This window comes from Candidatus Cloacimonadota bacterium, assembly GCA_019429305.1.
Lineage (GTDB): Bacteria > Cloacimonadota > Cloacimonadia > Cloacimonadales > JAJBBL01 > JAHYIR01.
Genome location: JAHYIR010000007.1, coordinates 48,230 through 62,293, shown reverse-complemented (window position 1 = coordinate 62,293; position 14,064 = coordinate 48,230). Strand labels below are relative to the sequence as shown.

The window sequence follows — 14,064 nt, the reverse complement described above, 5'->3', positions numbered from 1 at the left end:
TACTTTACAATCCGGTCTCCAATCCAAAGTGTATCATTCCATCTAAGGGATGCAACCACTTCCCCTCACTATGACTTATCCCGTAATCTACACCTATTAGACCAAGCCGAGTATCAATTCTCATTCCAAAACCTACCCCTATTAAATCTTTTAAGGTTCGAGTTGTTTCCTGAACCGGATATTGAACAATGCCATAATCAGTAAAGAGAAAAACCCTCGATTTTCTGGTTAGAAGATATCTTAATTCTAGATTGGACCAACCAACCCGATAGCCACTGAATTGCTTTTCTCTAAATCCTCGCAGATCATTTGTACCACCCAAATCATATAGTTCGTAATCTTTCAGATTCCGATTTTGTACCTGTTTACCGTTCAAAGATGACATCAAAACAACTCTCGGAGTCAAAGTGATATAATTATTCCATTTCACTTCTGTTGCCTGCCTGTCAATCCAATTGCCCTCATCCTTCTTGAATATATAATAATGCTTGATTTCCAGACGCATTCCTTTAGTCGGATTGAGATAAAAGTCTTCGGAATTATAGTGCCAGAAGGCACCAATCTTTTTCTGAGATGACTTTTCAACTAATTTAGGTCTTCTCGTTCCCGGAAAGAAATCGTCAGAACCTAAATAAACTCCATACTTATTTCTCAGAGTATAGTAGTAAACTTCCGAATCAAAGGTGGTCTTGATATATGTCGAATCTACTGTCTCTCTGAAAATTAGAAAATCACCGGCAATAGGTAAAGCAAAAGGTCCTGATTCATGATAACGAAATTCAATCGATTGCCTGTCTGATCTTAATCTTCTCCAAGAAAAAACAAGATCCCTGTCTGTACCGTAAAGATTGAGAAATTTCAGATTTACAAAACCGGTTATCCGACTTCCGGATTGCTCTTGTGAACTATCATAACCGAGTATACCTGATATTTTGGTCATTCTGTCTTCTTCAACCCTGAAGAGTAGAGTCTGATGATTTACCGGGATAAGCGAAAAATCACGAATATACTCTTTTCGCCTTACATTCTCTTCTGCCTGATGGAGACTATAGAAACTAAATGTTTCCATTTGATTTACACCCGATATTCTCAACAGAGTACTTTCTCGTGTTGTGTCATTACCTTCAAAGACAAATTGTTCGAATCGGGCAAATCGTCCTTCATCAATTGTTATAAACGTTTTTACTTTGTCATTTTCAACTACTATATCTTTCAACTCAGCTCTGGCAAAAAGAAAACCTCGAGATGCATACAGGTCAACTATCTGAAAAAGAAGGTTATTGATCACACTGAATGGGTAATTACCTGTCAAAGATATCCCTGTTAACTGAGCAATGCGTTCTGCTGAAAAATAACTGTTACCTTTAAGAACGATCTCTTCTATCTGAAATAATTCACCCTCTTCAATTATGAAATGAACATCTAACTGACGTGCACTGATTGGGATAGCTTCCGGATAATAAACTCGTATATTGAGAAATCCACGACTATGATAGAAATTGGCTATTCTGATGCAATCTTCTTGAGCTGTTTGCGGACTGTAATAATTACCACTCTGTGTTAAAATGGTCCCCTGCAATTCTCTGTTGGGAATAAGACTGTTACCCGTAAAAATCACTTCTCTGACAAATAGATCAGTCTCTGCCGACAAGAATGACACTAACCATAAAAATATCAATAAGATGGCTATTTTTTCAACTGTCATAGTTCTTTTTTGGATTAGCTCTTTTTCTGAGAGTCCTTTAAGAGAGACAATACATGATTTATCTTTAGATTCATCCTTTCCTTGATTGATATTTGTACATGACATGATCTATTTGATACTATCTTCGATCAATTTCATAAGTTCTTCTAAAAGAAGATGTTCAGGAACTTTTTTAACTATATGTCCTTTGCTGAAAACTAACCCCTCTTTCTTTCCTCCGGCTATGCCAAAGTCAGCCATACCTGCTTCTCCCGGTCCGTTAACAATACATCCCATCACTGCTACAATCATATCTTCTGCCTGATATTCAACCAACCGTTTTTCTACTTCTTGGGTAAGAGCTATTAGGTCTATCTCTGTTCTTCCACAAGTAGGACAAGATACTACATTAAGTCCCTTTTTCAATCCAAGCGACTTAAGTATTTCCAGACCGACAATGACTTCTTTGACCGGATCAGCAGTCAATGATACTCTGATTGTATCTCCTATCCCTTCCGAGAGAAGAATAGCGAGAGCTACCGATGATTTTGCAGTTCCTCTTAATTCTGTACCAGCTTCAGTAACCCCTAAATGTAACGGATAAGGTACTTTTTCACTCAGTAATCTATAAGCATCAATAGTCATCATTACAGAAGCTGCCTTTACCGAAACCTTGATTTCATAATACCCTAATCTTTCCAGAATGGCAATATGCTCCAATGCCGACTCAACTAATCCGTTAGCAGTTACTCCGTACTTCTCAAGCTTATCTTTTGCTAAAGATCCGCTATTGACTCCGATACGGATAGATATTTGTTTTTCTTTTGCCCTTTCTACAACCTTTTCTACATTAAGTACACTACCAATATTACCCGGATTAAGTCGTAAACCGTCAACACCACTCTCAATTGCAGCCAGAGCGAGCTTATAATCAAAGTGTATGTCAGCAATTAACGGCACTGTGCAGTTTTTTTTGATTTCCCGAATAGCTTTCGCCGCTTTCATATCAGGAACAGCAATCCGGACTATCTCACAACCGGAGGAAATCAATTGTCTGACCTGTTTTGTAGTAGCATTAATATCCTGGGTTAGAGTATTGGTCATTGACTGAACTCTGATAGGATTGCCATCTCCAATTACCAAATTACCCAGCTTTGTTGCTCTTGTCTTTATTCTTTCAATTTTCATTTATATGCCCTGTTTTTAACAATATCTTCTTTTGTTGGAAACAATTCTTCACTCTTTAAGTCTTTATGAGGGCGGTTCTTGAACCGCCCCTACACTTCAATTTAACTTTCATCTGTTTTCACTCTCTTATATTACCTTACTCTCAGTAGTTCATTCTCTCTTCGAAGCTATCCTTCCAATGGGCTTGATCTCCCTTCCTCCTTCGATACAGTTGACCACTCCAAAACAAGTGATCAAACACTCAGGATGACATCATTTTGATAATTTTTTTTTGTTTATCATTTTTAATCCGTGTTGATCATTTTTTCATCCGTGTGCATCCGTGGTCCAATGCTTGCTAATCCTTCCAATGGACTTGCTTCTACCCAAGTGATTTTTACTACTTACTTTTAACCTCGCTCCTTCTCCCTCTCGCTCTCTCTCAATATCATCCTGAGTGCTCCGGAGAAGCATCTCAAAGTACAGAGTGAACATCCTACACACTTATCCTCATCAATGACCGGTACTTTATCATCATCCAGTTCAATTGCCAGATAGGGACATCTTGTACAGTTGCCACAATGCTGACAGAGATCGGGATCGACTTCCGGTACTTTACTCTTTTCCGGTAAATCCATAAAGTCAATGATCGGATCAGGGAGAGCAATGCCGATAAGTTCATTAACCGAACTAATATTTCTCTCTTTGAGAAGGTAGCTCAAACCGTTTTCCAGTTCGTCTATGATCCCATAACCATACTTTTCGACGATCGTACAGAATTGTACCGTTTCAGCCCCCAGCGCAAGAAAATCTGCAGCCCCTTTATAATCCATTGGACCGCCATTACCCGAAATAGAAACTCCTCTGTTAGCTGCTTTTGCTAATGTCAGATAGCTTATAGGCAATACTCCTTCACCGGACATCCCAACAACTATACCCTTCTCCCATTTCTCCGAGAAACCCTCTCTCAAAGCTAAAACAGGAAAGGTATTAGCCAGAGTTACACCAGCTTTCTTTTCCGGATATCTGTCAAAAACCTCTTTGATGGCATCAATAATCGGCTGAATGGCAGTTACTGCTCCGGTTAGTTTAAAGAGTTTAGGGATATCTCCTCGCCCAGCTTCCATTACCCAGTCAATTATCTTAGCAGTTAGTTCAGCGTTTTGAGACACGATATCCCCATGAGTGCCATCTCCCCCTTGTGGGCAGGACAGACTATACTCGATACCCATAGCACCTGCTTCTTCAAGTTTTCGGGTATTGTTCTGCCATACTTGCTTATCAGCTTCATCGTTACCCGTTACAGATCCTCCTGTTGATGCCATTGTCAATCTGTCCGGATATTCCTTGATAAGCTTTGTTATCTCCTCACAAACCAGGTCTAAGGGGTGATCGGAAACATTATCGCAGTTTCCGTAAGTCTTATTATTAAAGACAATCATGTATTCACCGGGAATATGGATAGGTAAATTATCAAATGCTGTCTTCATTATCCCACCAGCCCAACCGGCTTCGTATGCCATTTTCATCTGTTCATAACCGTCTGTGGGAGGAGCAGCTGAAAGTAGGAAGGGAGATCTGATAGTTCTACCAAAGAAAGAGGTTTGCAAGGATATAGGTATTTCTTTTTCGTTCCTCAGAGAATGATAGCTCTTTAATGGTTCAGCTATATCAGGTTGATTATCCCCTTGAAGATAGGCATGTAACTGAAGAGCACTATTCTTCCCTGTTGCTACTGCTTCTACCACTGTTGTAGGTCCAAAAGCCATGTCACCGGTTATTACTAACTTCACATCAGGCATGAAGTTATGCTTTTCTATGAGTGAGGGTTTGTTACCGATAGCTATAAAAACCAGATCAAAGAGACGGATAGTATCACCGCTGCCCGGTTCATCAATAATCTTTGAGGGATGAAAATCCTCACCAAGAGGCAACATAACCGGTTTTGTCTTAACTCCCTTAACTATACCCTCATCATGAAGAATTTCAGTTAGTCTTGTACGGGGAGTGATGTGTACCCCTCCCTTCAACAAATCTTCTCTTTCCTTGTTCGTTAACGGCATTTCAGCGATACTTTCCAATACGATCATTTCACAATGAGCAGCTCCCATCATCTTAGCCAGAAGAGCAATATCGGCAGCAATAGCTCCACCTACGAGAGCGATCCGTTTGTCTTTTACTTCTATTGAGATGGGATTTTTCAAGTATTCAGTCCCATAAACAGCATACTCATCTCCGGGTATATTCAATCTTATCGGTTCAGTGAGCCCTACAGCCAAAACTACGCCGTCAAAGCCTTCTTCCAAGAGCTTTTGTGGATCATCTACCGGTTTTGCGAAGTGGAAGTTCAAACCGAAGCTTTTCTGAAGGAAATCTATATCTGTCAGCAGGACATTCTTATTTAGTCGCCATTCTGGGATAAGAAGACAGGCACCACCGTACGATTCATTCTCATCGAGAATATCTACCTGATATCCCTTTTGTGCTAATGTTACTGCAGCCCCTATTCCTGCAGGTCCTGCACCTACTACGGCGACTTTTTTGCCGTTCGGTTTTTCTCTCTTAAATTTGGGAAGTCGGTTTAATTCTTTAGCTTTTTGGATTATATAACCCTGTATTGCAGGTATATCGAGTGGTCGGTCAAACCCCTCTTTCACACAACCCTGCATACAGTGATAATCCGGACAGGCAGCGCCACAAACTCCACCAAGCGGGTTTTTCCCTATTATCATTTGAGCTGCCCGCTCAAAGTCCTGAGGATATCCGGCAGCTACTGCCATGATAAAATCTGCCGGTGAGCAATCTGAAGGGCAGGCAGCTTTACACGGTTTTTCTGCACAATAAATACACCGGGCTATCTCATTTTTAAATTGAGCTTCGGTCAGAAAGATATTATTTTCCAATTACTTATACCCCTTTAAGAATATTTTCATAAGTTTATAATTCAGGCTCGATCCCTGAAATTATTGATTTGATTTTCGGTTTCGGTTTTGTTGTCTTTTTTATCAGATTTTCTGCTATTTTTACTTTTGTTGGATTCTTTTTCTTGATCTTCTCTATTGTCATCAGAACTGCTTCAGGAGTTGCCGGGAAAGGTAATGAGATCTCCTCTTCAGACATTGATTGCAGAGCATTTTTAATTGCAAAATGTGCTGCCTCTCCATATATATAGGGTGGCTCACCAACCGCTTTACTACCTAATACACTGGCATATTCATTCTCAGATTCGATCAGTTCAACTTCCAGTTTTTCCGGCAAGTCACGAATACAGGGGATCTTATAAGTAGATACTGTCGAAGCGAGATAATGCCCCTTATCGTCCCAAGGCATCTCTTCGATAGTGCACCAGCCGTATGATTGCATAAAAGCCCCGATTGTCTGACCTCTATCTACATCAATATGGAGTGATTTCCCGTTCTGATGTATAATATAGACTTCCAGTAACTTGTTCTCTCCTGTCATCAGATCAATCTCTACTCTAACCAAAGCACACCCATAGACATAGTAATAGAAGGGATTCCCTTTGTTTTTGTCTTTATCAAACCAGATACCCGGTGTTTTATAATAACCGTAAGCACCTAAGGCAATTCGTCTGTCGTATGCTTGTTGGATAAGCTCAGGGAAAGAAAGTACAAAGAGTGGAAATTTTTTATCAAATACTTTATCATCTTCGAATACAATCGAACCGGGAGCAGGTTTAACGCTGTTCTTTGCTTCTAACAATTCCGCCGCGAGAGGAAGCAATCTGGAAAGCAATTCTTCACAAGCAATTCGGGCAGCGTTACCATTGATATCACTACCTGTAGATGCAGCCGTCGGAGAGGCATTACCAACTCGCTGAGTATTGCTACTCTCTACACGGATATTATCGCGAGATATGCCCAAAACTCTGGAAACTACTGCTGCAACTTTAGTATTTACCTCCTGCCCCATCTCAACACCACCGGTAGTTACCGAAACCGTTCCATCGATATAGATCCAGACCAGTGCTGAACCTTGATTAAGTACAGGTGAGGTGAATGAAATACCAAATTTAACGGGAACTACAGCCAGCCCTCTTTTTTTACGATCATTCTTTTTATTGAAATCTATTGTTTCTTTCTTTAGTTGTTCATAATTACTCTTTTCTATCAATCTGTCGAAGAGTTTTACCATATCGGATTCTTGCACTTCTTGTCCATAAGGGGTTATTTGTCCTGATTGATAGGAATTGAGACGGCGGATCTCCATCGGATCCTTTTTCAGGGTATAGGCAATCCGTTCGATTACGCTCTCAATTACATAAATTCCCTGAGGTGCGCCGAAACCTCTAAATGCTGTATTTGGAGGTAGATTTGTCCTGCATGCTCTCCCTCTGATCCTTACATTAGGGATATAATAAGCATTTTCGGCATGAAACATAGCTCTCTGTAAGATGGCTATCGATAGATCTGTATAAGCACCACCATTGGAAACCAGTTCTACATCATAGGAATTGATACAACCCAATTCATCAAAGCCGACTTTGTATCTGCTCCAGAAAGGGTGTCGTTTACCTGTATAGAGAAAATCCTCTTTCCTGCTTAACTTAAGTTCTACCGGTTTACCGGTTATCTTTGCTGCTAATGCTGTTAAACAGGCAAAGATTGTCGCCCTGCTCTCCTTTCCTCCAAAAGCCCCACCGAGACGCATCACATCAACAATCACATTATGCACTGCTGTTCCTAATACTTTGGCAACAGCTTCCTGTACTTCCATAGTACTCTGAGTTGCAGAATAGACCGTCATTTGTTCACCTTCTCCGGGAACTGCTATACATCGTTGCGTCTCAAAATAAAAATGTTCATGGGTTGAAGTTTCTGTCTCCCCTTCTAATATAAAGGCAGAATCTTTGAATCCTTTATTCAGATCACCGTTTTCGAATACTCTTTCCGGAACATACCAAGATTTGTTTTCTTCTGCATCTCTGATGCTGAGGAGCGGTTTAAGCTCTTTATACTTAAGAATGATCTGCTTTGTCCCCTCAGCAGCTACGTTGGGATAAGAAGAGAGTACAATTGCCAAAGGTTGACCTACATAGGTTATCTCTTCTACAGTTAATAGAGGTTCATCATCGAACAAATGTCCCAGTTTATTCTTACCGGGGATGTCCTTTGCTGTCAGGACAGTAGTGATATCTTTCATGGCTAATGCCGGTGAGATGTCTAATTTGTTTATCTGGGCATGAGCAACCGGGCTGAAGAGTAATTTCGCAGAGAGAATTCCTTCCGGTTTGGGCTCTTCTCCAATAAAACGCGAGTTTCCTGTTATGTGTAGTTTACCGCTGATATGCCAAGGTCTCTTTGCCATAATTACCTCTTCTCACTTTTCAACGATTTCTGATATTGTTCATAACAATTGATCAGGTAATTCATCATTTGATTACGAATCAATACTCTTCGGTAATCCTCTCTTCCCCGCACGTCACTGATAGGAGTGAACTCCGACACTGCAGTTTCTGCTGCCTCAGCAAACCACTCAGGTTCCAGCTGCCTCCCTTCTATCAGAGACATTGTCTTCTTTGCCAGTGCAGGATAGGGGGCTACTCCACCAAAAGCGATCCCTACATTCTCAATTCTTTCATCTATGATTAGTATTGAGATCGCTGAATTTACTGACGATATATCTACCGCTCGCCTCTTAGCTGCTTTCTGCATATCGTGATAATAGAAACCATTTTGGGATTTAGGAATTATTATGCGAGAGATAAACTCACCCTGTTTTAAGGCCGTTTTTTTATAATCGAGATAATAATCACCCAATTTGACAAGCCGCTTACCGTCAGCAGAGGTCAATTCTAATTCGGCATCGAGAACCATCAACACTGGAGGGGTATCTGCCACAGGGGAAGCATTACCTATATTTCCTGCTAAAGTCGCTAAATTCCGGATCTGCTCTGAAGCTATCAAAGTTATCGTCTTGATAAAAACAGGCAAGTGTTCCTGGATGATCTGAGATTTTGCTATCTCTGACAGAACGACGGTTGCTCCAATAGCTATTTTATCCCCTTCATTCTTTATTGAACGTAGCTCCGGGATCTCTGTTATATCAATCAACCAAGGTCGATACATCCGGTTGACATTTGCCTGGACAAGCAAATCAGTCGCTCCATTGATCAAACCATATTCTTCAGTTGAGTGAAATTTCTGTAAAAATTGTAATAATTCATTGATCGTCTTGGGTTGTAAATAACCTATTGTGCCCAGTAGTTCTCTATTCTCTTGAACTATCTCTTCTACTGTTTCATCCAGCTTCCCAATTTTTTCTTCTGCACCACTTAGCTTGGCTGGTAAGAGTGAATTTCCGGTTTCCAACTTTCCCCTCAAGTGCATAGTAGCTTGAAAGATAGCATCATAACCGGTACATCGGCAAAGATTCCCTTCCAATGCCTTGAATATGTCAGATCTTTCAGGATTCTGGTTATGCATGAAGAGAGCTAAAAGTGCCATCACAAAACCGGGGGTACAGTATCCGCATTGGGTTCCGTGGTGATCCAAAAGAGCTTCTTGTATCGGATGAAGTTTATCCGGTGTTCCTATTCCTTCTATCGTTATCAGATGTTTATTGTGGATACGAACTGCCGGATAGAGACAGGAATTGACTGCCTGATAGATTATCTTATCATCTTCTCGTTTCCCAATGATCACAGTACACGATCCACAATCACCCTCATTACAGGTTGATTTGGTACCGTAGAGATTGAGTTTATTATGCAGCATATCCAACAGGGTTATTCCCGGAGGGACTATTATTGACTTCTCTACTCCATTGAGAATGAATTTGATCCTTTTACTGTTAATATGCTCATTGGATCCGGGATTAGGGTTTTGAATTTTCATAATCATCTCGTACTATTTTAGTTTGTTGAATTAAAGATAGAGAGTTTGCTTGTAAAGGTTTTTTTAGGATAAATATCTCAACTTTGACGATACAAAGCTCTGTTTTCAGATATTTCTTCTCTTCTTAAGAGTGAATGACAATTGTTCTTATTGAAAACTCTCACTATAATTATACCCTGTGCCTGATCAAGATGGCAGATTTGCTACCAGAATGCCAATAAAAGCCCAGATGGCTACCAAATTAAAGACTACATCTTTCCGTTTGATGAAGACAATGATCTCTATTATCACGCAGACTAATATTACTAACCAAAACCAGAACCATTCGCTTAGACCAAAACGACTCCAGCCAATATTAACCAAAAAAGCTGTTATATTAGCAACTATAGCTATTGTTATCCAGCCGAGATATAAGCTAAATGGAATTTGGACAAATAGTCTCTCTATCAAAGTGAAATCATTCTTACCTATTCCCAATTTTAAATACAAAGAGATTAGAGAATCAAGAAGTAGTAGCATTATTATCACAGAAAAGAGAACCAATTCATAATGCCATGCAAAAATCCACCCGATGTTTAAGAGACAGGTTATGAAAAAAAACAACCCAACTTTGTTATGCAATTCTTCACTTTTCCTGGAATTACTGAAAAGATCACGTGCCTGATAAATAGTAAAACAGAGTAACATCAAGTATATCAAACCCCAGATCGAAAATGTATAACCGGCAGGTACAAAAAGATTCGGATATTGAGCAGATAATTCACCTGTACCTTTCCCTCCGATCGGTAAAATATTTGCCAGAGCATTTATTATCAACATCCCCAAAAAACCAATAATGTTAATGACCTGTATCACTTTTATCTTTCTCAATAAACTTTTCTCATCCATCTCGTATCTATCCTTTTTGCTGTTCTTCTAAATTGCCTTCAATTAGTAAGTTATATATTGTTTTTGTCAGAACAGTTCTTGAAATTTACATAATACCCTCTACTGATCTCAATATACTTAGATCTACCCTAAGGGAGGACCGTAGTCGGCACCCATCCGACTACGGTCCTCCCTTAGGGTAATTGTAAGATTGTTGTTTACAGGATGCTATTCCGAATCTACTCTTAAACCACGGGCATCAGGTCTCCCTGGTGAACTGTCATAAACCTCGACAACATAATAAACTACAGTCGGTATATATGTATCTCTTCCACCATGAAAGAATCTATAGACCTCATTTACATATCTGATAATCAGTTGCTCATATTCAGTGAGATCAGGATCATCCGGATGTAGAAGTCGAACGATAGTTTTTAATTTAAAAGTAGGAATATCAAGGAATACGATCGTTGAGATAGGATTGGTCATCTGATTAAGAAAAGTTTGAGTTTCAAATTCGGGTGTTGAGTATAACTCCAAAGAGACCTGTTTATCTTTATCAAATATCTCTTCTGCATTCTCATATAACTCTTCGAGGATATTCAATTTTTTAGCAAATTCTTCATTTTTGGTGTTCTCTAAAAGCTCTATTGTTTCCAATAATTTTTCGTATTTAGGCAAAAAACCCATCCCTTTGACAGCATTATTGAGCTTAAACTCCGTATCACCGCGTCTAATACCATACGTTGCTACGACCCCATTATGCGGTCCTGCCAGTTCAGGTGGCTGCATATTACGAAAACGACCTAAAGTATCAATTCTTTTGTTTATGTTCCATTCCATAAAAGATTCAGGAAAATCTTGCAGTTCAAATTCTCGCCATGTACCCTCTACAAGAGCTTCAATAGTCTTAACACCCGGTTGAGGAGTTACGATCCCCTGTTGTTGAAAGTAACCGTCAATCCAGTAACTACCTTCTTCATAAACCCTATCGGGTAGTTTTACTTCACAACTGACAACAAATAAGATTGTCACAGACAAAACTATTATTAAAATCAGCTTTCTCATATTAACCTCCGTAAGATAGATATTGTAAGTTAATTAAAAATAAGGTGTTGTAATTTGTCAATTTAATTGAAGGATCATAAAAATTAGCTGATTATACAGGAGCGAAAAGAAATATTTATCTAATAACTGTTAACTCACTGGATATTAGTATTATTGAGGGTACTTCGCATTGTTTTTACTCTGAAGAATAATCGTGACTCACTGTAATCAATAGGAAAACTCCAAAATACTATCTCGTCTATTTCTGTGAAATTCCCTTGATCGGAACTGATATTGTTGAAAACACCGTTGATATCATCCGTTGCCTCAACTATATAGTGATCTGCTCCTAATGCCTTATCCCAAGAAATGGTTAATACCTCATTTTCTATTGAAATAGCGATATTCTCCGGAGGATAATAGTTTTCGATAGCGTAGGTGATATTACCATTATTGAAAAAACCATCTAAAAGATCTTCGAATGATACTAGATAAGCAATTTCTTTGCTTTCAATAAAATAGAGCCATTCTGCTAAGAGCGTTAATGCAATATTGTTAGAATAAATTCCTGCATGTCCAACTCCATTAAGAGAGATAAAACTTTTGTAAATAGAAGCTAGATTGTTATAGATGGGAATTTGATGTGATGAAGGTGGAGTAACCCAATCAGCCGTTCCCGAAAAAGTCAGAGATGGTACATTAACATTCAGAGCGGCATTAATGGCTGAAGGATTAGTATCAGCAGCAGCAAATGTAGCTAAAGCCGAAAAGTCATGGGTTCCGCTGGCTGCCAGGACACTTGCTCCCCCACCCATAGAATGCCCCATAGCAACTGATATTGGTTTCACTTTGTTATAGAGAGGTGAAGCCGGGTCTTCACTAGCTTCTAAGATGGCAAAACTGAGAAAGGCAATATCAAGGGCAAAATTTTGATGACTGGGTGAAAACCCTCCTTCAGTTGTGGGAAATGCCATTATCCAACCCAAAGGAACGATAGCTTGCCAAACTGACTGATAAACGGTATAAGATTGCAGGAAGCCATGTCCAAATACGATAAACGGGAATTCCTGTTCACTTTGTCGGTTGGATTCAATATCAACCGGAATGAAAACCTGAGTAGGTATCTGTCTGTTATTACGGTCGGGATCAATAAAAGAAATGCTCACCTGATGGATCGAGTATGAAAATAGATTCAAAAGAATAAAACTAAATATAAAAACAAATATGATCCTTTTTCTCATAATTTCCTCCACTGTTAATACACTGTTCAGTACTCTATGAATAAAAATATAATATAGAGAAAGGAAAAATCAAACTAAAAAGTACTGTTTCTTTGATCTGTATTGCGTTCAACTCTTACCCTAAAGAAGAGAATATTTTGTTCTGATATCGGCAAAAAAGTCCAGCTTACACTATCTTCTGTCTCCGAAAATGATCCTTGCCCTGTACTAATATCAAAAAATGGGTTCAATAGATCATTTGTCGCTTCCACAATATAATAATCTGCTCCTAATGCTTTGTCCCATGTTAATACGATCCAACCACTATCGACTGCTATGGTAAGGTTCTGAGGAGGATACCGGTTTTGAATCATATAAGTAAGTATAGTCTCTGTTTCATAACTCTCTAATGTGTTCTCAAATAAAGCAAGATAGTCTGTCTCTTCTGTTACTATAAAATCCAACCACTGACTTATCAGATAAAAAACATCATCATTATTATAGATTTGAGAATGATTTACTCCGTCCATTAACAAATATACCTTATAGATAGAATTGAGATTTTGATAGATCAGAAGTTGATTATTTTCAGGTGGTATGAAATCATCATCTGCTCCGGCAAAAGTCAATGAGGGGAGATAGACGTTAAAAGCTGCATCAATTGGAGACGAATCAAAGAGACGCCAAGCAGCTAAGGTTACAAGTGAATCAAAACTATTAGCATAACTTGCCGCCAGAACTGAACAACCTCCACCCATGGAATGAGCAATGACAACAGATATGGGTTTTACTAAATCATAAAGTAGTGATGATGGGTTTTCACCAGCTGCGGGAATAGCAAAACTGAGGAATGCCAGATCAAGGGCAAATTGTTCAGTGTTAGCAAAAACTCCCCCTTCAGTTGTGGGAAATGCCATGATCCAACCGAGTGGTACCAAAGCTTCCCAGACGCTGTTATAATTAGAGTAAGAAGTTGTATATCCATGACCGAAAACTATGAAGGGAAATGATTCGTCTTCAGTCCTTGAATCATTATCAACAGGTATAAAGATCTGGGTCAGTATTTGCCTGTTATTGCGACTCGGATCAATAAAAGTTATAGCAAACTGCTCTATCGCATAAGAAAAAAGACTTACTGCAATGCAAGTTAATAAGATAAATAAAAAAAACTTCTTGTTCAATTATGCCTCCTTGGACATAAAATTAACAAGATAATTAAATC

At 39.1% G+C, this 14,064-nt stretch carries 9 protein-coding genes; all 9 read right to left on the bottom strand.

Annotated features, from left to right (window positions below):
• Positions 1-4: 4 nt before the first annotated feature.
• Positions 5-1,705: a BamA/TamA family outer membrane protein gene (locus K0B81_04870; GenBank protein MBW6515936.1), complete on the bottom strand. Its 1,701-nt coding sequence runs from the start codon at positions 1,703-1,705 to the stop codon at positions 5-7.
• Between the two features lie 108 nt (positions 1,706-1,813).
• On the bottom strand, positions 1,814-2,872 hold the full coding sequence (ispG, locus tag K0B81_04865; protein MBW6515935.1) for a flavodoxin-dependent (E)-4-hydroxy-3-methylbut-2-enyl-diphosphate synthase: 1,059 nt from the start codon (positions 2,870-2,872) through the stop codon (positions 1,814-1,816).
• A 389-nt stretch (positions 2,873-3,261) separates the two neighbouring features.
• Positions 3,262-5,742 carry an FAD-dependent oxidoreductase gene (locus K0B81_04860; protein MBW6515934.1) on the bottom strand — a complete coding sequence of 827 codons (2,481 nt, stop codon included), beginning with the start codon at positions 5,740-5,742 and terminating at the stop codon, positions 3,262-3,264.
• A gap of 46 nt (positions 5,743-5,788) precedes the next feature.
• Complete coding sequence (locus K0B81_04855) at positions 5,789-8,179, bottom strand: molybdopterin-dependent oxidoreductase (GenBank protein ID MBW6515933.1); 2,391 nt, start codon at positions 8,177-8,179, stop codon at positions 5,789-5,791.
• Positions 8,180-8,181: 2 nt separating this feature from the next.
• Entirely contained in the window at positions 8,182-9,708 is a 1,527-nt protein-coding gene (locus K0B81_04850; protein ID MBW6515932.1) for an FAD binding domain-containing protein, read from the bottom strand.
• Positions 9,709-9,894: 186 nt separating this feature from the next.
• Positions 9,895-10,596, bottom strand: coding sequence for a hypothetical protein (locus tag K0B81_04845; GenBank protein MBW6515931.1), 702 nt, complete (start codon positions 10,594-10,596; stop codon positions 9,895-9,897).
• 207 nt (positions 10,597-10,803) lie between these two features.
• On the bottom strand, positions 10,804-11,643 hold the full coding sequence (locus K0B81_04840; protein ID MBW6515930.1) for a hypothetical protein: 840 nt from the start codon (positions 11,641-11,643) through the stop codon (positions 10,804-10,806).
• Positions 11,644-11,777: 134 nt separating this feature from the next.
• Positions 11,778-12,863 carry a hypothetical protein gene (locus K0B81_04835; GenBank protein ID MBW6515929.1) on the bottom strand — a complete coding sequence of 362 codons (1,086 nt, stop codon included), beginning with the start codon at positions 12,861-12,863 and terminating at the stop codon, positions 11,778-11,780.
• Positions 12,864-12,937: 74 nt separating this feature from the next.
• On the bottom strand, positions 12,938-14,023 hold the full coding sequence (locus K0B81_04830) for a hypothetical protein (protein MBW6515928.1): 1,086 nt from the start codon (positions 14,021-14,023) through the stop codon (positions 12,938-12,940).
• Positions 14,024-14,064 lie beyond the last annotated feature (41 nt).